This is a genomic window from Nocardia sp. CA-120079 (genome assembly GCF_050955745.1).
Lineage (GTDB): Bacteria > Actinomycetota > Actinomycetes > Mycobacteriales > Mycobacteriaceae > Nocardia.
In genome coordinates this window covers 1,109,321-1,132,063 of record NZ_CP192088.1, presented here as the reverse complement: position 1 = coordinate 1,132,063, position 22,743 = coordinate 1,109,321, and the positions used below count along the sequence as shown (strand labels likewise).

The 22,743-nt window shown below is 66.4% G+C and carries 3 protein-coding genes (2 of these 3 only partly in view); all 3 read right to left on the bottom strand.

Going from position 1 to position 22,743, the window contains the following annotated elements:
• Tightly spaced (each overlapping or abutting the next), the 3 genes in view from ACQPYR_RS05320 to ACQPYR_RS05310 form a layout consistent with a single transcriptional unit that may run on beyond the window.
• Positions 1–11,742 carry the 5' portion of a non-ribosomal peptide synthase/polyketide synthase gene (locus tag ACQPYR_RS05320; protein ID WP_433635017.1) on the bottom strand. 7,314 nt of this gene lie to the left of the window's left edge, so only the first 11,742 of its 19,056 coding nucleotides appear in the window; the start codon lies at positions 11,740–11,742; its stop codon lies off the left edge, out of view.
• Entirely contained in the window at positions 11,703–17,837 is a 6,135-nt protein-coding gene (locus ACQPYR_RS05315) for an amino acid adenylation domain-containing protein (protein ID WP_433628265.1), read from the bottom strand. The genes ACQPYR_RS05320 and ACQPYR_RS05315 overlap by 40 nt, the downstream gene beginning before the upstream one ends.
• Positions 17,837–22,743, bottom strand: partial view of a non-ribosomal peptide synthase/polyketide synthase gene (locus ACQPYR_RS05310; RefSeq protein ID WP_433628263.1) — the 3' portion only. It continues 12,754 nt past the right edge of the window; only the last 4,907 of its 17,661 coding nucleotides appear in the window; its start codon lies off the right edge, out of view; its stop codon occupies positions 17,837–17,839. Before ACQPYR_RS05310 ends, ACQPYR_RS05315 begins: the two co-directional genes overlap by 1 nt.

Sequence of the window (22,743 nt, the reverse complement as noted above, 5' to 3'; positions counted from 1 at the left end):
TGCCTCGGCCACCAGCCGTTCGGCCGGGGAGACCGGGGCACGGTAGGCGACGCTGTCGAATACCGGCTCCGGCAGTGCCTTTCGATCCAATTTGCCGGAGGCGTTGAGCGGGAAGGCATCCAGTACGACAATCGCCGATGCGACCATGTACGACGGCAGCGCATCCACCGCGGCCGCCAGAACTGCCGCGCGCACATCTTGTGCATCACTCACCACATAGCCGACGAGTCGGTCGCCGACCACGCCTGCCGCGGCCTGCGAAACACCGGGCACCGCCGCGAGTACCGCCTCGATCTCGCCGAGCTCGATGCGCTGGCCGCGGAACTTCACTTGGAAGTCGGTGCGGCTCAGGTACACGAGTTCCGGGGCGAGGCCACTGGTGTCCCAGCGGACCAAGTCGCCGGTGCGATACATGCGTTCACCCACGGGTCCGAATGGATTCGCTACGAAGCGGTCCGCCGTCAGATCGGGCCTGCCGTGATAGCCGCGGGCGAGTTGGGTGCCTGCGAGATACAACTCCCCCGCGACCCCTGGCAACGTCGGTCGTAGCCGGGAATCCAACACGTACACGCGACTGTTCCATTCCGGATTGCCGATCGGCATGACGGTGCGTTCGATTTCACCGGTGACGTCGCGGTAGGTGATGCTCACCGCGGCCTCGGTCGGGCCGTACAGATTGTGCAGGCGCGCGGAACTCAACGCGCCGAAGGCACGGACGGTCTCGGCCGGCAGTGCTTCACCGATGACGAATACCGTGCGCAATGTGTCGAGAACGGCGGCGGTTTCGACATGTCTCGCGAACTCGCTCAACATCGATGGCACGAAATCGGTGACGGTCACGCCGTATTCGGCGATCGCTTCGGCGAGGTAGCCGGGATCGCGGTGACCGTCCGGGGTGGCGAGCACCAGCGTCGCGCCGATGCGCAGCGGCAGGAAATAACCCCACAGCGAGACATCGAAGCTGGTCGCCGTCTTTTGCAGGTACACGTCTTCGGCGATCAGCTGGTATTCGGACTGCATCCACGTCATCTGGTTGACGATCGCGGCGTGGGAGACGCTGACGCCCTTGGGTTTTCCGGTCGAACCGGAGGTGAAGATCACGTAGGCCGGGTGCTGCGGGTGAATCGGCGCGGTCCGCTCGTTCACCGCGATCGCGTCGTCGGCATAGTCACCCAGCGCGACGGTATCGACACACACTGTCGCCCCGGCATATCCGAAGTCCTGACGATCACCTTCGATGGTGAGCAGTGCAATAGGTGCGGCGGTGTCGATGATGTGCGCGATGCGCTGGGCAGGGTGGTCGGGGTCGATCGGTACATAAGCGCCGCCCGCCTTGAGCACCGCGTACATGGCGACCACGAGATCGATCGAACGCCGAATCGCCAATGCCACCAATGACTCCGGCCCGACACCGGTCGCGATCAGATGTCGAGCCAGCTGGTTGGTCGTGCGGTCCAATTCGCCATAGGTCATGGTGGTTCCGTCGCAGACCAAGGCGATATCGTCCGGTGTCGCGGCGGCCTGCTGCTCGAATTCGTCGAGCAGCATTTCCGCGACGAATGCGGTGTGCGCGGAATCGTTCCATGCGGTCACCACCCGTTCCAGCTCACCGGTCTCGAACAGATCGATATCGCCGACCACCTGTTCCGGATCGCTGATGACCGCGCCGAGCAGCCGGATGCAGCGTGCGCCGAAGATCGCGATGGTCGACTCGTCGAAGAGGTCGGTGGCGTAGGTGAAGCGCAGGACGTCGTTGGCTACGGTCAGTTGCAAATCGAATCGTGTTGTCTCGTATTCGATCTCGTATTCGGCGACAGTAATGCCCGCCAGCTCCACCGATACGGGAGCGAGATTCTGGAAGAACAGCGCGACCTGGAACAGCGGATGCCGTGCCTCGGAGCGCGGCGGATCCAACACCTCGACCAGCCGCTCGAACGGCACATCGGCATTGGCGAAGGCATCCAGGTCACCGTCACGGACCCGACGCAGTACGGCGGCGAAGGAGTCCGAGCCCGCCACCTCGGTGCGCAGCACCAGTGTGTTGACGAACATGCCGACGAGGTCATCGAGGGCGGCGGCACCGCGGCCTGCGATCGGTGCGCCGATGGCGATGTCGTCCATGCCGGACAGTCGCGCGAGCAGCGTGGCCAGCGCAGCATGGACGACCATGAACGGGCTGACGTCGTATCGGGCGGCGATGGCGGCTATGCCGTCGCGGATGGTGGCATCGAGCCCGATGGTGGTGCTCGCGGCGGCGTGACTGGCAACCGCGGGACGTGGCCGATCAGCGGGCAGATCGAGCTGAGCGGGCAACCCGGCGAGTACGCGACTCCAGTAGCGCAGTTGCTGTGCGGCCACCGATTCCGGATCGTCCTCGGCTCCGAGGATCTCGCGCTGCCAGACAGCGTAATCCGCGTACTGCACACCCAGGTCTGTCCACGTCGGTGCGGTGCCGGTGGCCCGTGCCGCGTATGCGGTGGCGATATCGCGCGCCAGCGGGACCATCGAGAAGCCGTCCGCCGCGATGTGATGGACCACGATGGCGAGTAGGTGCTCGCGTTCCGACAGGGTGGCCAGGCCGATGCGCAGCGGTACTTCGGTGGTGACGTCGAAAGGAGTGGCAACCAGGTCCACCAGTGCCGACGAATCCAGCTCGCGGATTTCGGGCGTCGCGTCCAGAATCCGTTGGTAGCCGGTGCCATCGACGTCCGGATATACGGTGCGCAGGGTTTCATGGCGGGCGACGACATCGGCCAGCGCGGCGGCGAGCGCGTCGGTGTCGAGATCTCCGGTGAGCCGGATCGCGACCGGAATATTGTTCACCGTCTCGCCGGGATCGAAGCGGTTGAGGAACCACATCCGTTGCTGTGCGGGGGAAAGCGGTATCAGGTCCGAGCGTTGGCGCGCGGTGAGCTCCGGACGACCGCCGGTGCCGGTGAGCAGGGCGGCGCGGGTGGCTGTTCCGGCGACGGTCGGTGCCTCGAAAATCATCCGCACGGGGACTTCGGCATCCAGCGCGGCACCGATCCGGGCAGCCAGCTGAGTGGCGATCAGTGAGTTGCCACCGAGTGCGAAGAAGTTGTCGTCGGCGCCGATTCGCTCGATGCCGAGCAGTTCGCCCATGATCTCGGCAACGGTCTGTTCGGTCTCGGTCGAGGGAGATCGGTAGGTGGTGGTCTCGAATACGGGAGCCGGCAGCGCGGCGCGATCGAGCTTGCCGGAAGTATTGAGCGGGAGAGCATCGAGCACGACGCAGGCCGACGGAACCATATACGCGGGCAGTGCGGCGTCCAGTTCCGCGCGCACGTCGTCGATATCGACTGCGCGGTCGGCCACCAGATAGGCGACCAACTGATCGCCTAGTCGCTCGTCGCTACGCACCACGACGACGGCCTGGTCGATGGCATCCAGTGCGGTGAGCGCGGATTCGATCTCGCCGAGTTCGATGCGCAACCCGCGCAGCTTCACCTGGAAGTCGGTGCGGCCCAGGTACTCCAGCTCACCGTCCGCAGTCCACCGGACGAGGTCACCGGTGCGATACATCCGCTCCCCCACGCCGAGGGGATTCGCGACGAAACGTTCAGCGGTCAGCCGCGGCCGACGTACATAGCCGAGCGCCAACTGCGCACCCGCGAGGTACAACTCACCGGGCACACCCACCGGCACCAGCCGCATCCGAGCATCCAGCACCAGCAATCGGGTGTTGAACACCGGCTTGCCGATCGGCACCGACTCCGCGTCGGCATCAGTCACCTCGTGGAAGGTGACATCGACCGCGGCCTCGGTCGGCCCGTACAGATTGTGCACGCGGGCACCGGTCAGCTCACGGGCTCGCTGCGCGGTCGGTGCGGGCAGCGCCTCACCGGAGGCGAATAGAGTTCGCAGCGTCACGCATTCGCGCACACCGGGTTCCGCTAGGAACACCGCGAGCATCGAAGGCACGAAATGCGCGACGGAGATTCCTGCGTCGCTGATCAATCGCGCCAGATAGGCCGGATCCCGGTGACCGTCCGGGCGCGCGAGCACCAATCGCGCTCCGATCTGCAACGGCCAGAAGAACTCCCAGACCGAGACATCGAAAGTCGCCGGGGTCTTCTGCAATACCGCGTCGTCGGCGTGGAGCCCATACTCGTACTGCATCCACACCAGGCGGTTGACAATCGCGGCATGGGACACCGCGACGCCCTTGGGACGGCCGGTCGAACCAGAGGTGAAGATGACATACGCGGGGTGGTCCGGCAACAGCCCGCCCAGACGGTCCTTGGTGGTCAGCGGCGCGGGTGAATATCGCGTCAGCTCCAGACGATCGATCCGAACCTGGCGTGCCGTAACAGCTTCCAGATCGGTACCCGAAGTCAGCACCCACACCGGACGCGCTGTCTCGAGCACATATGCGATCCGGTCGGCGGGATGGTCGGGGTCGAGCGGCAGATACGCGCCACCGGCGACTGTGACCGCGTATATGCCGACCACCAAGTCGAGCGAGCGCCGCATGCCGAGCGCGACAACCGAATCCGGGCCCACGCCATGCCCGACCAGCCATCGCGCCAAGCGATGGACCCGGCCCGCGAACTCGGCGTAGGGCAGACTCCGCCCCTCGAACGTCACCGCGGTCGCGTCGGGTGTCCGCAGTACCTGTTCCTCGAACAGCGAAGCCAGAGTCTGTGACCGGTTTATCGCGAACGAGGTGTCGTTCCAACGATCGAGCAGAGACAGCTCGTCGCGGTCCAGTAGCTCGATATCGCCGACGCGTACGGCGGAATCGGCTACCACCGCCTCGAGTAAGCGCACGAAGCGGGCCGCGAACGATCCGACCGTCGCCCGGTCGAACAGATCCGTCGCGTAGCGCATGACGGCACGCAGCGCGGTACCGTCGCCCTCCGCGAGTTCGAGCGCGAGGTCGAACTGGGCGACCTGATTGTCGATGGGATACGCGGCGACCTCGAGCTCGGGTAGGCGCAACACCGTATCGTCACGATGCTCGAAGGTGAGCAATGTCTGCACGATCGGCGAATGCGCTTGCGAACGAACCGGATTCAGCTCGTCGACCAGTCGCTCGAACGGCAGATCGGCATGTGCGAATGCCCGGACATCGGTGGCACGCACCCCGGCGAGCAGTTCGGCGAAGGTTGCCCCGGCCGCGACCTCGGTGCGCAACACCAGCGTGTTGACGAACATGCCGACCAGATCGTCCAGCGCTGCCTCGGCCCGGCCCGCGACCGGGGTGCCGATGGCGATATCGTCCACGCGGGCCAGTCGGGCCAGCAATGCCGCATAAGCGGCGTGCACCACCATGAACGACGACACGCCGTGTTTGCGCGCCAGATCCGCGATCGCGGCGGTCAGTTCCGAGGTGATGGCGAACTCGAACGCCGCACCGCGACCGGATGCCACGGCGGGGCGCGCGCGATCGGCCGGCAATTCCAGCACCGGAGCCAGTCCGTCGAGTTCGGTACGCCAATGCGCGATCTGTCGGGCCAGCACGGAGTCGGGATCGTCGACCGAGCCGAGCACGTCGTGCTGCCACAGTGTGAAGTCCGCGTACTGGACCGGCAGCGGTTGCCACTGCGGTGCCACACCTTCGGTGCGAGCGCTGTATGCCACCATCAGATCTCGCGCCAGCGGGGCCGTCGAAACACCGTCGGCGGCGATGTGGTGCACCACCACGACGAGCAGATGATCGTCGGACGCGACCCGGAACAGCTCGGCGCGCAAGGGTATCCGGGTGCGCAGATCGAACCCGATCCCGGTGACGCCGCCAACCGCCGCGGTCAGGTCGGATTCGGCGATATCGACCCGCGGCAGCTCCAAGGTCGATTCGGTCACCACCTGCGCGGGACCGATGCGGTCCGCGGGGAACACAGTGCGCAGCGACTCGTGCCGGGCGACAACATCGCCCAGCGCGGCACGCAGCGCTGCTTCGTCCAATGCACCGGTCAGGCGGATGGTGATCGGAATGTTGTAAACCGACGATTCGGGATCGATCCGATTCAGCAGCCACATCCGAGTTTGGGCCAGCGACAACGGAATACGCTCCGGACGACCCCGAGCCACGAGCGCGGGACGCGCGACATCGGCGCGCGTCACCCGCAGAGCCAGTTCGGCCACGGTCGGTGCTTCGAAGATCTCGCGCACGGTCAGCGCACTACCGAACGCCGCGTTCGCTCGAGCCACGAGGCGCATGGCCAACAGTGAATTGCCACCGCGCGCGAAGAAATCGTCATCCGCGCCGATCCGCACGCCACCGATCAGGTCGGCTATCAGTGCGGCGAGTACCGATTCGGTGCCTTCCCGCGGTGCACGGAATTCCGTTGCGGTACCGACGACTTCGACTGCGGGAAGCGCCGCGCGGTCGAGTTTGCCGACCGTGGTGAGCGGCATCTCGTCGAGCACAACCAGGTGCGCGGGCACCATGTATGCGGGCAGATGCGCACGCACCCGCGCGAGTACCGCATCCGAGGACAGTTCCGTCCCACTGATGTAGCCGACCAGGCAGTCGTAGCCGGAGGTGTCGCGCGTCGATACCACCGCGGCATTAGTCACGCCCGCCACTGCGGCCAGCGCCGACTCTATCTCCCCGAGTTCGATCCGCTGACCGCGCAACTTGATCTGGAAATCATTGCGGCCCAAGTAGATCAGGTCGCCGCTGCGGTTCCAGCGCACCAGATCGCCGGTGCGGTACATCAACCTGCCGGGTACACCGAACGGATCGGCGACGAAGCGCTCGGCGGTCAGTCCGGCGCGGCTGTGGTAACCGCGGGCCAGTTGGTCGCCGGCGAGATACAGCTCGCCCGTGACACCGACCGGGACCGGGCGCAACCGTGCGTCCAGGACGTAGGCGCGAGTGTTCCAGCACGGACGTCCGATGGCGACATCGTGGCCGGAATCGTCGTCGGTGAATTCGTGATAGATCGCCGAGATCGCCGCCTCGGTCGGGCCGTACGCGTTGTGCACCGCGCCGCCGACATGTTCGCGAATTGCTGCGAGCAGGTCCGAGGTGAGCGCCTCACCGCCACAGTGCAGATGGCGAAAGGAGCGCAGCGCATCGCCCATGCCCTCACCGATCAGCGCCGCGAGTACCGATGGCACGTACTCCGCGATGGTGATGCCGTGTTCGCGTAACAGTCCGGCGAAATACGCCAGGTCGAGGTGGCCGCTCGGACGGGCGATCACCAGCGGTGCACCGACCGCGATCGGCAGGAAACACTCCCACACCGAGACATCGAAGGTGAGCGGGGCACGCTGCAGAATGCGATCGGCGGCGGTGACGCCGTAGCGGAATTCGAGCCAGCGCAGCTGGTTCATGATGGCGCGGTGGGTGACCGCGACGCCCTTCGGCTGGCCGGTCGAGCCGGACGTGAACAGCACGTACGCCGTATTGTCGCGACGCAGTGGCGCTCTGTCGCTCGGCGCGGCGTCCGAATCGCTGAGGTCGGTGATATCGACGACACGGACGGCACCGAGGTCGGGCAGCTCCGCGCCGCCGACGGCCAACACCAGTGCCGGTGCGGCACTGTCGATCACCTGCGCGATCCGTTCGGCCGGATGGGCCGGATCCAATGGCAGGTAGGCACCGCCCGCACGCACGATCGCGAATATGGCCACGAGCATGTCGACGGATCGCAGCGCGGCGAGTCCGACGATCGTCTCCGGACCCACACCTGCCGAAATGAGCCAGTGCGCAAGGCGATTCACCTGGGCTTCGAGTTCCGCATAGGTCACCGCGGTGTCCTCGAAGATCACCGCCACGGCATCGGGTGTCGCGGCCACCCGGGCCGTCAGCAGATCGTCGAGGGTTTCGGAAGGCAGTAGCCGCGCGGTGGCATTGCGATCCGAAAGCAGCAGTCCGCGTTCGGCCACCGACATCAACTCGACATGGCCGACGAGAGTTCGCACGTCACGCACCATGGCGCGTACTACCCGCTCGAAACCTGCCAGGAACCCGTCGACGGTTGCCTTGTCGAAGAGGTCCAGCGCGTAGTGCAGATGTACATCAATGCCGTCGGGTGCGCCGTCGGCGTCGTAGCGGTCGGTCAGCGTCCAGTCCAGATCCAGCTGGATCGGCGCGGGTCCGATATCGAGCGCGGCGATATTCAAACGGTGCAGCCGGAAGTCCGGCTCGGCCTGGTTCTGCAACGTCATCGCCACCTGATAAAGCGGCGCATGTGCCTGCGAGCGAACGGGATTCACCACATCGACGAGCTGTTCGAAGGGCACGACAGCGTGATCGAAGGCCGCCAGATCCGCTGTGCGGACGGTCGCCAAGAGCTCACCGAGCGTTACGTCCGCGCGCACCTCGGTACGCAGCACCAACGTATTGACGAACATGCCGACGAGGTCGTCCAGGGCTTCGTCACCGCGTCCGGCGACCGGCGTACCGATAACGACGTCGTCGGCAGCGCTCAGGCGGCTCAGCAGTACCGCGAGCGCGGCGTGCAGCACCATGAACGGGGTGACCCGATGGGCGGCAGCCACATCCTGGATGCCCCGGTGCAATACCCGATCGAGGCGGCCGGTGATGGCACCGCCGCGGTTCGAGGCGACCGCAGGGCGCGGCCGGTCCGTCGGCAGCGACGATACCTCGGGAACGCCCGCGAGCCGACCGGTCCAGTACCGCAGCTGATGGGCCAGCAGCGAACCCTTGTCATCGGCCCGGCCCAGAGCAGCACGCTGCCAGATCGCGAAGTCCGCGTACTGCACGGCGAGCGGACTCCAGGACGGTGCGACATCCGCACAGCGAGCCACATAGGCGGTCGCCAGATCACTGGTCAGCGGCGCGAAAGACCAGCCGTCGGCGGCGATGTGGTGCACGACGAACAGCAGTACGTACACCTGTTGGCGGGACCTGCTGTCACCGTCGTCGATCAGGAGTAGCCGGACACGCAACGGAACCTCGGCAGTGACATCGAATCCGGTCTGGGCCGCGGTGGCGACGAGTTCGGGCAACTCGGATGTCGACACCGCACGAGCGAGGAGTTCCACCAACTTGGTCCCGGCGGGCAGCACCACCTGCGTTGCGGCGCCGTCGCGTTCGGGATAGATGGTGCGCAGTGTCTCGTGCTTGGCGATGACATCGGCAATCGCACGTTCCAGTGCGGGCACATTCAGCACACCGGTGAGGCGTAGCGCGAACGGGATGTTGTATCCGCCACTCGCGGAGTCGAATCGGTTCAGGAACCACATCCGCTGCTGGGCGATCGACAGCGGAATCGGCTCATTGCGATCCTGAACCGTCAACGGCGGCAAGGCCGGCGGCGCGGCCTCCTGCTCGACCGTGATCCGACGCGCCAGCTCGCGCACTGTCGAGGCATCGAAGATTGTGCGGACGGGTACATCGGCGCCGGTCGCCTTGGCGAGCCGGGCCGCGAGTTGCGTGGCGATGAGCGAATTGCCGCCGAGAGCGAAGAAATCATCATCCGCACCGACCAGGTCGACGCCGAGCAGCGCGGTGAATGTCTCGGCGACAAGGGTTTCCGCGAGGTCGCCGGGCGCACGGAACTCGGCGGCAACGAAAGCCGGTGCGGGCAATGCTTTTCGATCCAACTTCCCGGAGCTTGTGATCGGGAATTCGGCCAAGACGACAAAGGCGGACGGAACCATGTAGGCGGGCAGATGCCGCGCGAGTTCGGCTCGAACGCTGTCGGTATCGAGTTCACCGTCGGCCACCAGGTAGGCGACCAGTTGGTCACCGTGGTCGTCGCGAACCACAACGACTGCCTGCGCGATCGCGGCAACCGACAGCAATGCCGACTCGATCTCACCGAGTTCGATCCGCAGGCCGCGGACCTTCACCTGGAAGTCGGTGCGGCCGAGGAATTCCAGCACACCCCGTTGCTCGGCCGCCCGCCAGACGACCAGATCGCCGGTGCGATACATCCGCGCACCGGCCGGACCGAACGGATCGGCCACGAACCGCTCACCGGTCAGATCGGCCCGACCGAGATAGCCGCGGGCCAGCTGAGCTCCGGCCAGATACAGCTCCCCGGGCACACCGACAGGCACCCGACGCAACCGCGCATCGAGCACATACGCACGGGTATTCCAGATCGGCCCGCCCATCGGCAGCCGACCGCTATCAGCAGCGGTCACCTCATATGCGCTGACCTCGACCGCCGTCTCGGTGGGCCCGTACATGTTGTGCACCCGCGCGCCGGTAACCGCCCGTGCCCGCTGGGCGATGGTGGCGGGCAGCGCTTCGCCCGAGCAGAGCACGTGCCGCAGTGGCGGCACATCAATATCGTCCGCGACGAAGACAGCAAGCATGGAAGGTACGAAATGCGCGACCGTAATCGACTCGCGCCGAATGAGATCCGCCAGATACACCGGATCCTGATGACCATCCGGACGGGCCAAGACCAGCCGGGCGCCGCCCAGCAGCGGCCAGAAGAACTCCGGCACCGAAACATCGAAGGTCACCGGCGTCTTCTGCAGCAGCGCATCGGTGCCATCGAGCGCGACATGCGCCGATTGCATCCACAGCAGGCGGTTCACGATGCCACGGTGGGTCATCGCAACACCCTTCGGGCGACCCGTGGAGCCCGAGGTGAAGATGACGTAGGCGGTATTGGCGGCCCGCAGCGGCGCGCGCCGATCCACATCGGTAACCGGCGCGGCCGAATACTTGGGAAGGTCGAGACGATCGATACGGACCTGCGTGGCAGCGATATCCAGATCCATACCCGAGGTGAGCACGCAGAGCGGAGCGGCGGTATCGAGGATGTGGCCGGTGCGTTCGGCCGGATGATCCGGATCCAGCGGTACATAGCCGCCGCCCGCCACGGTGATGGCATACATGCCGACCACCAGATCGACCGAGCGCCGCATGCCGAGTGCGACAAGCGAATCCGGACCGACACCCTGTTCGATCAGCCAGCGCGCCAGCCGGTTCACCCGTGCGGCCAACTCGGCATAGGACAGGGTTGTCCCCTCGAAGGTGAGCGCGGGTGGCCCCGGAGTGCGCAGCACCTGCTCGGCAAATAATGAAGCGAGCGTCTGGGTTTCGTCGACAACGTGCGTCGTGTCGTTCCAGCGGTCCAATATCGACCGCTCGTCGGCAGCCAACAGCTCGATCGCACCGATCCGGGTCTGCGGCGCAGCGGCCACAGCGGCGAGCACCCGTCGAAAGCGACTGACGAACGCGGCGACGGTCGCCGCATCGAACAGGTCGGTGGCATAGCGCAGACTTCCGCTGAGCCCGTGCTCACCGGCGCGTTCGTTGACCACCAGGTGCAGGTCGAATTTCGCTGTGGTATCCGGCGATTCGAGCGGCTGCACGGTGAGCCACGGCACCTCGAGCGCCCGACTGCCCGCGACGACGCGCGGTGCCGTACCGAAGCTGAACAGCACCTGGAACAGCGGATGCGCGCCGGTTCTGCGGTCCACGGCCATGGCATCGACCAGTCGCTCGAACGGCAGATCGGCATTGGCGAAGGCAGCGAGGTCGCAATCACGCACGCCCGCAAGGAGTTCGGTGAAGGGGGCGGCCGCGTCGACCTGAGTCCGCAGTACCAAGGTGTTCACGAACATGCCGATGAGCGCGTCGAGTCGGCGCTCCCCGCGACCGCCGACGGGCGAGCCGATCACCACGTCATCGGTGCCGCTCGATCTGGCAATCGTCGCGGCGAAGGCCGCGTGCAACACCATGAACAGCGTCGCACCGCTGCGATGCGCCAGTACGCGTAGCGCGCCGGCCAACTCGGGATCTATCTCGAAATGTACTGCGGCACCGCGATTCGAGGGCAGCGCGGGGCGGGGCCGGTCGGTCGGCAGCGCGAGTTGGGTCGGCAGGGGTCGAGAGCGGCGCGCCAGAATCGCAACTGCTGGTATGCCGGATCGCCCGGTCGGTCCTCGGAACCGAGCAGTTCGCGATGCCAGAGGCTGTAATCCGCGTACTGCACCGGCAGCTCTTGCCAATCGGGCTTCCGGCTCGGCCCACCCGTCGCCCGACCACCACCCCTCATCGAATCGCTGCGCGATGCAGTACCTGATCTGGCCAGGTAGGCGTGCACCAGATCGGTGATCAGCGGTGTCATCGACAGTGCGTCGGCGGCGATGTGGTGAACGACGAAGACCAACACGTATTCGTCACCGGAAATGCCGCGCCGATCATCCACCCGGTCAACGCTCAATAACGCTACGCGCGAGGGTAGTTCGGTGCTCACGTCGAATCCGGCCGTCGTGATCGCGGTAATGGCAGCCGTCAGATCGGCACGATCGACCGTTACCGGATCGAGGGTGAGGCCGATATCGGCCGGCGCCAGAATCGACTGGTACGGACCGGATTCGCTGTCCGGGTAGATGGTGCGCAGCGATTCGTGCCTGGACAGCACATCGAGCACCGCACGCTCCAGCGCGGTGACATCGAGCCTGCCGGTGAGCCGGAGCACGACCGGGAGGTTGTACACGCTTGCGGCGCCGTCCTCGGTTTCGATCCGGTTGAGAAACCACACCCGCTGCTGGGCGGGCGAGAGCGGGATGCGCGCCGGGCGCTCGCGGCGCACCAGCGGACGCGCGACCGCACCCGCCCTGCTGAGCTCGTCGACGGCGGCCGCGAATCCCTCGACCGTCGCGGCGTCGAAAAGGACGCGCACCGGGATGCGCATGCCGATGGCCTCCCCCGCCCGCGCGGTGACCTGGGTGGCATCCAGCGAACTGCCGCCGAGGGCGAAGAAATCGTCATCGAGGCCGACTCGGTCCACCCGCAGCACCTCGGCGAATACCGCGGCGACCAGACGCTGCGCCGCATCGGTCGGCGCGCGGAAGCTCTGTTGCCGCAGCACCGGCACCGGCAGCGCCTCGCGGTCCAGCTTGCCGCTACTGTTGAGCGGGAATTCGGGTAGCTCGACCAGTGCGGTCGGCACCATATATCCAGGAAGACGCCGGGCCAGCCCGGCCTTGACAGCCTCGAGATCCAAAACGCTGCCCGGCGTGCGAATCACATACCCCGCGAGATAGTCGCCATCGATCAGCCGCACCGCGGCCTGACTCACCTCGGGCGCCGCGAGTAGGGCCGTCTCGATCTCGGCGAGCTCGATGCGCTGACCGCGGAACTTCACCTGGAAGTCCATCCGGCCGAGGTAGACGAGTTCCCCATCGGGGCTCCAACGCACCAGATCCCCGGTGCGATACATTCGCGCACCCGCTCGCCCGAAAGGGTTGGCCACGAACCGCTCACCGGTCAGATCGACCCGGCCGTGGTAGCCGCGGGCCAGCTGGTCACCGGCCAGATACAGTTCGCCGGGTACCCCGATCGGTACCGGATGCAGTCGCGCATCCAGCACGTACACCTGGGAATTCCACTCCGGCTCGCCGATCGGCACCAGCTCGTCGTGGACCGTGACCTCGCGATAGGTAATGGATACGGTCGCCTCGGTCGGGCCGTACAGATTGTGCAGCGCGGCATCACTCACCGCGTGGAAGGCCGCGACGGTCTCCGGCGGCAAGGCCTCGCCGATGACGAAAACATCGCGCAGCGAATCGAGTTCGTTCGCTTGGGCATGGGCGGCGAAAACCGCGAGCATCGATGGCACGAAGTCGGTCAGTGTGACGCCATGGCGGGCAATGGTTTCCGCGAGATAGCGCGGATCGCGGTGGCCGTCGGGCGTGGCGAGGAGCAGGGTCGCGCCCGCGCGCAGCGGCAGGAAGTATCCCCACAGCGAAACGTCGAAGGTGGTCGCGGTCTTCTGCAGATAGACATCGCCGACGCGCGGCCGATATTCGGCGTGCATCCAGGCGAGTTGGTTGGCAATGGCGCGGTGCTCGACCGATACGCCCTTCGGTCGGCCCGTCGAGCCGGAGGTGAAGATTACATAGGCGGGGTGCTCCGGCCGCAGCAACGCGCGGCGCTCGCGGTCGGCGATGTTCGCCGCCGAGTACTCCGAAAGGTCCAGTTCGTCGATATGGTGCAGGTGCACGCTCGGCGGCACGATCGCCGGGAGGGCGAAACCGGTTCCGCGCGTGGTGAGTACCGAATGCGGTCGGGCGGTATCGAGGATGTGCCAGATGCGTTCGGCCGGATGCCCGGGATCCACCGGAACATAGGCGCCGCCGGCGCGCAGCACCGCATACATCGCGACGACCAGCTCGATCGAGCGCGGCATCGCGAGCACCACCAGCGATTCCGGGCCGACGCCGGTGCTGATCAGCAGCCGGGCGAGGCGATTGGCCCGCTCGGACAGTTCGGTATACGTGAGTTCGGTGGTATCGGAAGCCAGGGCAACGGCATTCGGCGTGCGACGAACCTGGCTGTCGAACCCTTCGTACAGAAATTGATCGGCGACCTTGTGCCCGCTGGCATTCCAGCTCGCGGTGACGTAATCGAGTTCACCCGCGTCGAGAAGTTCGATATCGCCGACCGTGACATCCGGATCGGCGGCCGCCGCGCGCAGCAACCGGAGAAATTTGATACCGAACTCGCGCACGGTCGCGGCATCGAACAGGTCGGTGGCATAGGTGAATTCGGCGCGGTAGCCCGCCTCGGTATCGGAAAGGGTGAGCTGCAGATCGAATTTGGCGAAGCCCGGATCGAAATCGACCAGCGCCGCGTCCAGGCCGGGCATAGTCAATGCGATCGGGCCGATGTTCTGCATGAACAGCGCGACCTGGAACAGCGGATGCCTGCCCTGGGAACGCGCCGGGTTCACCACCTCGACCAGACGCTCGAAGGGAATATCGCTGTGCGCGAAGGCATTCAGATCGCGCTCGCGCGCATGGGCGACGAGGTCGGCGAAGCTCAGCTCGCCCCGTACCTCGGTACGCAGCACGAGGGTATTGACGAACATGCCGACCAGGTCGTCCAGGGCGCGATCGCCGCGTCCCGCGACCGGTGTGCCGATGGCGATATCGGCGGTGCCGGACAGCCGCGCGAGCAAGACGGCGAGCGCCGCATGGACCACCATGAAGGGGGTGGCGCGACTGCGGGCGGCAATCCGGTCGATCGCATGGCGTAGCTCCGCGTCGATGGCGAACTCATGGGTCGCCCCGCGGTAGGACGCGACGGCGGGGCGGGGCCGATCGGTGGGCAGATCCAGCTGTGCGGGCAGGTCGGCCAATTCGGCGGCCCAGAATTCGAGCTGGCGTGCGGCCACCGATTCCGGGTCGTCCTCGCTGCCGAGCACCTGCTGCTGCCACAACGCGTAGTCCGCGTACTGCACGGGCAGCGGCGCCCAGTCCGGTCGGCGTCCGGCACGACGGGCCGCATAGGCGGTGACGAGATCGCCCATCAGCGGTCCCATCGAGACACCGTCTGCGGCGATGTGATGCACCACCAGGACCAATGTGTGGTCCTCGGGTCCGCTGCGCAGCAGCCGCACCCGGACCGGAATCTCCTCGGTGACATCGAATCCCTGTACCGCGCCGGCCAATACCGCGGCGGCGAGTTCGGCCTCGGGAATATCGCTCGGGGATAGGTCGAACGCGGCGTGCACCGGCCGCACCACCTGAGCCGGACCATCGGCGGTCTGCGGATAGACGGTGCGCAGGATCTCGTGCCTGGCAACGAGGTCGGTGATCGCCGCGGACAGCGCGGTGACCTCGAGTGCACCGCGCAGCCGCAGTGCGACCGGAATATTGTCCACCGCTGCGGTATCGAAGACGTAGGCGGATTCGGTGTGCGTGCCGAACCGGTTGAGAAACCACATGCGCCGCTGCGCCGCAGACAGTGGAATGTGCTGCGGCCGTGCGGCTGCGGTGAGCGCTGGTCGTGCGGCTCCGGTGCGTGTCAGCCCGGCCAGCGCCGCTACCGTCGGGCGGTCGAAAAAATCGCGGACATCGACGGTGATGCCGAGCGCGGCCCCGATTCGGGCAATGGCGCGGGTAGCGATGAGCGAGTTACCACCCAGCGCGAAGAAGTCGTCGTCCGCGCCGACCCGTTCCGTCGCCAGCAGTCGGCCGAAGATCTCGGCGACGGCCACCTCTGCCTCGGTCGACGGTTCCCGGTATGCGGCCGTTCCGAATACCGGTTCCGGCAGTGCGCGCCGATCGAGCTTGCCATTGGCATTGACCGGCATTTCGTCGAGGACAACCACCAGCGACGGCACCATGTAGTCCGGTAGGTCCCGGCGCGTCGATTCGAGTACCGCGGCCGGATCGATGGTGACGCCCCCGTCGGCCACCACGTAACCGACCAGGTGATCGCCGCCCGCATACCGGTGCAGCAGCACCGCGGCCTGCGCGACCTGCTCATTGCGCAGCAGCGCCGCCTCGACCTCGCCTAGTTCGATGCGCAGTCCGCGCAGTTTGACCTGGAAGTCGATGCGGCCCAGATATTCCAGTTCGTCCGGGCCGCCGCCGCCATCGGTGCGCCAGCGGACCAGGTCGCCGGTGCGATACATCCGGTCACCGGGCGCACCTTCCGGATTGGCCACGAACCGGTCGGCCGTCAGTCCCGGACGGGCCACGTAGCCGCGGGCCAGTTGCACCCCGGCGAGATAGAGCTCACCGACCACGCCACTGGCCACCGGCCGCAGATTGTCGTCGAGCACCAGCAATTCGGTGTCATCGGCGGGCGCACCGATGGGCACGGTCGTGCGGTCGGCGGCGGTGACCTCGTGCGCGGTGACATCGACGGCGGCCTCGGTGGGGCCGTACAGGTTGTGCAGTGTCGCGCCGCTGATATCGCGGAAGGCGGCCGCGGTGGCGGCCGGTAGCGCCTCGCCGGAGGCGAATACCAGGCGCAGGGTCCGTGCCGCGCTTTCGATCTGCGATTCGGCTACGAATACGGCGAGCATGGAAGGCACGAAATGCGCGACGGTGACGCCGCGTTCGGCGATCGTGCGCGCCAGATACGCCGGATCGCGATGACCATCCGGCGCCGCGATCACCAGACGCGCACCGACCTGCAACGGCCAGAAGAATTCCCATACCGAGACGTCGAAGGTGAACGGCGTCTTCTGCAGCACCGCATCGTCGCCGCGTAGTCGATACAGCCGCTGTCGCCACCGCAGATTGGCCAGAATCGAACGGTGCGATACCGCAACACCTTTCGGGCGTCCGGTCGATCCGGAGGTGAAGATGACGTAGGCGGTATTGTCCGCCGACGGCCGCGGGCGGTCATCGATCGACGCCCCGGCTTCGACGGTGTCGAATTCGTCGATCCGCAGGACCGGGATACCCGGTCCGAGCTCACGCTGGTCGTGGGTCGTGGTGAGTACCAGGACCGGTGCGGCGACCTCGAGCACATAACCGATGCGCTCGGCCGGATGCTCCGGATCGATCGGCACATACGCACCGCCCGCCTTCAAGATCGCGTACATGCCGACCAGCAGGTCGAACGAACGTCGGACGGCGAGTCCCACCAGGCTGTCCGGGCCGACACCCAGGTCGATCAACCGCAGCGCGAGGGCGTTCACCCGGTCATCGAACTCGGCATACGTCAAGGTCGCACCCGCGTACTCCAGGGCTACCGCGTCCGGTGTCCGGCGCACCTGTGCCTCGAATTCGCTGACCAGGGTCTCGATCGGCGCGAATATCGACGGCAGCGCGTGCGCCGCCGCCGTCAGGGCGTCATCGAGCAGTCCCTCCAGCACGGTGCCGAGTGCGCCGTCCCCGGACTCCAGCAGGGCGGGCAATTGGCTGGAGACCACGACCGATACCAGTGCGTCGGCACCGAGACCGCCACCCATCGCCTCGTCCAGCACCATGATCTCGGTGGCCAGCACACCGTAGGTGATGGTGGTGCCGTCGTGGCGCAGGGCGACCCGCTCCGGATCCGATTCGGCGACCTTATCGATCAGGATGGGGAGATCGTCGAGTCCGTACGCCCGGCGCAGTGCCGAATGATCGTATGCGGCGATACGATTGCCGAGTTTGCTGGATGCGACCGATTCTGCCTGGGACATCAGTTGATTCCTTCCGAATCGACTTCCGGATCCGAGTTGGCGAGCACGGCCCGCGCCTCGGTGTGCAGGGACCGCAGGACTGTGGCGAGACCACTGCCGCCGAGTGCGGCCAGGAGGCCGGGCACCAGCCCGGCCAGGGCGACATTGATGAGCGCTTCCGGTTTCGCGGTCGTCCCCATGGCCTTGGCGACCGTCGCGAGCTTGGCGGCCAGCTCGCCGAAGGTCACCGCGCGCTTGTCATGAGTGAAAGCAACGGCACGGTGATTGATTTCGGCGGCGGCGTTGATCAGTGCGGGCAGGTCGGCGGGGACCGCAGGGCTTGCCGACTGTTGGGCGGCATCGCGAATGTCGATGGCGCGGATCGCGATAGCCGGGTCTTCCACGATTACCTCGAATATGTGGAGTAGCCGTTCGGCGAACAGCCGGACCGTCGCGGCATCGAAAATGTCTGTTGCGTAACCGAATCGCATACCCAATCCGGCCGGGGCACCGGCCGCATCGAACAACTCGATGCCGGTGAGCTGCAGGTCGTATTTGGCCTCCGCCAGCGCGAGATCGAGCACCTCGACCTCGAGCCCGGGCAATGCGACGCGGTTGGACGCCATGTTCTGGAAGGTGAACATCACCTGGAACAGCGGCGTATAGGCACTGGACCTGGTCCGGCCGACGGCGTCGACCACCCGCTCGAACGGCACGTCGGCATGGGACAGCGCCGCGATATCGCGATCTCGGGCCTGGCGAAGCAGATCCGCGAAGCCGGTGCGTGCGTCGACCTCCGTCCGCAGTACGACGGTATTCACGAACATGCCGATCAGATCGTCGAGTTCACGCTCGCCACGCCCCGCGACCGGTGCGCCGATGGCGATATTCGTGGTGCCGGACAGTTTCGCGAGCAGGACCGCGAACGCACTGTGGATCAGGGTGAACAGTGTTGTTCCGTGCGCACGGGCAACCGTTTCCAACCGCGCGGTGAATACCGTGTCGATTTCGAAACCGACTGTGGCACCGCGCATATCCCGGCGCGCCGGGCGCGGTCTATCGGTCGGCAAGGGAAGTACCTCGGGCAAGCCCGCCAATTCCGTCGTCCAATAGCCGAGTTGCCGGGACAGCAGGCTGTTCGGATCGCGATCGGAGCCGAGCACCGCGCGTTGCCAGATGCTGTAGTCGACGTACTGGATCGGCAGTGGCTCCCAGCCGGGCGCATTGCCCGCGATCCGGCTGAGGTAAGCACGCATGAGATCCCGCGTCATCGGGGCGACCGAATAGCCGTCGGCGCCGATGTGGTGCAGCACCACGACGAGCACATGCTCATCGACGTCGGTGCGGAACAATGCCGCGCGGACCGGTGGTGCCGAGGTGATATCGAAACCGGCGGCGACGAATTCAGCGATGCGCGCGTCGATATCAGTCTGTGCCAACAGGATCGGTTCCAGCTCGACCTCGGCAACGTCGAGGACTTGCTGCACCGGTTCGGGCTCGGCATCCGGATATCGGGTGCGCAGGGTTTCGTGGCGTTCGATCACATCCAGGATTGCCGCGCCGAGGGCAGCGATATCCAATACACCGGTCAAACGCAGTGCGGCGGGGATGTTGTAGGCCGAGGAGTCCGGGGCCAGCCGATTGACCACCCACATCCGCTGCTGTGCGGGCGAAAGCGGGGCAGGCGCGCCGCCGGAACGCCGAGTGAGCGCGGGCCTGGCATCGGCGTCCCCGAGGTCGCCCAGTCGCGCGGCGAGCAGCCCGACGGTCGGTGCGTCGAATACCGCGGCCACCGGAACCCGCACTCCGAGTGCCGCGCTCAACTGTGCCGCCAGCCGGGTCGCCAACAGCGAATTGCCCCCGAGCGCGAAGAAGTCGGTATCCAGCCCGACCGTTTCCTCGGCCGCGACCACCTCGACGAACGTGGCCGCGACCAAGCGCTCCAGCCCACTGGTCGGCGCGCGGAAAACGGCCGCGGTGAATACCGGCTCGGGCAGTGCGGCCCGATCGACCTTGCCATTGGCATTGAGCGGCAGCGACTCCAGCACAACGATCGCGGCGGGCACCATGTAGGCGGGCAGCTCTGTCGCCACCGCCGCACGCAACGCCGCGGCCGATTCGGCAGCAGCGGTCGAGTCCGGCACCGCGACATAGGCGATGAGCCGAGTTCCAGCGTGCGCCACCGCAACGGCGGCGCGCACCTCGGGCAGCCGCAGCAGCGCGGCCTCCACCTCGCCGAGCTCGATCCGGAATCCACCGATCTTGACCTGGAAGTCGGCGCGCTCCAGATATTCCAGCGTGCCATCGGAACGCCAGCGGACGATATCGCCGGTCCGGTACATCGTCGCGCCGACGGCGCTCGCGAAGGGGTCCGCGACGAAACGGTCGGCCGTCAGCGCGGGCCTGCGTTGATAGCCGCGCGCCAATTGCGCCCCGGCCAGATACAACTCGCCGGTCACACCCACCGGGACCGACTGCAACCGCGAATCGAGGACGTAGACCCGGCTGTTCCAGGCGGGCGCGCCGATCGGCACGATATGGGTAGGGTCCGCATCGACTTCGAAGGCCGTGATCGACACGGCTGCCTCGGTCGGTCCGTACAGGTTGAACAGGCGTGCACCGGAATGTCGGGCTCGACGACGGAATTCGATCGCGGTGGCGGGCGGCAGCGCCTCACCGATGGCGAGTACCTGACGCAGCGAATTCGGCAGCGGCGCATCCGATACCGCGAGCAGCATGCCGATCAGCGACGGCACGGCGTGCAGCACCGTCACCGCATGCCGTTCGATCAGGGCAAGCAGCCGATCCGGATCGCGTTCGGTGCCGGGCTCGGTCACCACCAGTCGACCGCCCGTCGTCAGGACCGACCAGAACTCCCACACCGACAGGTCGAACGTCGCCGGAGTCTTGAGCAGCGCACTCCCGTGTGGCCCGAGTGCGAATCGGTCACGCAGCCAGGCCAATTGGTTGACGATCGCCGCGTGCGAAATGGTGACGCCTTTGGGCAGTCCGGTCGAACCGGATGTGAAGATCACATATGCCGGGTGCTCTGGCCGCAAGGGTCGCACCCGTTCGCCATCCGCAATCGGAGTCGCCGCGTAGCCGGCCAACTCGAGTCGATCCACTTCCATTGCGGGAATGGATGTTTCGATGGGCAAACCATCGCGTGACGTGGTGAGCACACGCGCGGGCGCGGCCGTCTCGATGACGTACGCGATGCGGTCGACCGGATGATCGGGGTCGACGGGCACGTACGCACCACCGGCTCGCACCACCGCGTACATGGCGACGACCAACTCGACCGAACGCCGCATGGCGAGCACGACAGTCGCCTCCGGGCCGACCCCATCGGCAATCAACTTGCGCGCCAACCTGTTGACGGCGGCATCGAATTCGGCATAGGTGAGCGCCGATTCGGAGCTCGCATCGACCAAGGCGACACCCTCGGGCGTCAGCGCCACCTGAGCATCGACGAGATCCGCCAAGGTCGCCGAGGCCACCGGATGCGCGGTCCTGTTCCATTCCTCGAGCAACCGCGCGCGCTCTGCCGCACCGAGCAGATCCAACTCACCGACAGCCGTGTCCGACTGGACAACAACCGATTCGAACACTCGCAGCAGCTGCGCACTGAACCGCTGCGCACTAGCGGGCTCGAACAAGTCCGTCGCGAATCCGAGCGCGAGATCGATGCCCTCGGGCGCGCCGTCCGCACCGTAGTGATCGATAGCGAACAGGTGCAGATCGAATTGCGCGACCCCACTGTCGAATTCGAGTTCTCGCACGTCGAGCCCGGGCAGCCGTAGTTCACCGCGCTCGTGATTCTGGAACGAAAGCCCGACCTGGAACAGCGGATGCCGCGCTGTCGATCGCTCCGGATTCAGCACCTCCACCAGGCGCTCGAACGGCACATCCGCATGCGAGAACGCCGCGATATCGGCGGCCCTGGCCCGCTCGAGCAGCGCATCGAAGCTTTCACCGCCATCGACCCGGGTACGCAACACCAGCGTATTCACGAACATGCCGATGACATCGTCGAGTTCCGCATCACCGCGGCCCGCGATCGGCGTACCGACCGCGATATCCGAACTGCCCGACAGCCGAGCGAGAAGTGCGGAGAACGCGGCGTGTACCACCATGAACAGCGTTGCGCCACTGCGTCGTCCGAGCGCGACGAGCGCGCTGTGCAACCGCGCGTCGATCGCGAACTGCACTTTCGCGCCGCGCAAACTCTGCCGCGCGGGCCGCGGGTGATCGGTCGGCAGCGCCAGTTGATCCGGCAGTCCGTCCAGCGTCCTGGTCCAGAATGCGATCTGTTGTGCCGAAAGCGATTCGGGCTCGTCCTCGCGGCCGAGCAGTTGCCGCTGCCACAGTGCGTAATCCGCGTACTGGATGACGGGCGGTGTCCAGCCGGGCGCACTTTCATCCAGGCGTGCGCTGTAGGCCAGCATCAGATCCCGGACGAATGGCGCGAGCGAGGATCCGTCCGCGGCAATGTGATGCAGCACCGCCGCCAATACGAACTCCGCACGCCCCACTATCCGGAACAGCCGCATCCGCACCGGGATATCGGTGGTCACATCGAACGTGGTAACCGCCAGCTCCCGAATCCGTTCCGGCACTTCGGCTTCAGCGATATCGATCGGGTACAGCGATGGGATCGCCTGCACGACCGGCATGATCAGCTGGGTCGCCGCACCGTCCACTTCCGGATACCGTGTCCGCAGCGATTCATGTCGGCCGATCAGATCCGCGACCGCGGCTCGTAGCGCCGCGATATCCAATGCGCCGGTGAGCCGTAGCGCCAACGGAATGTTGTAGGCGATGGAGTGCTGGTCGAACCGGTTGAGGAACCACATGCGCTGCTGTGCCGGGGAGAGCGGAATCCGGTCCGGACGGGCGCCGGCCACCAGCGCCGGCCTGGTCGCAG

Coding starts and splice junctions, on each gene's coding strand:
- ACQPYR_RS05315 (WP_433628265.1), bottom strand. CDS start 17,837: ATGTCCCAGGCAGAATCGGTCGCATCCAGCAAACTCGGCAATCGTATC.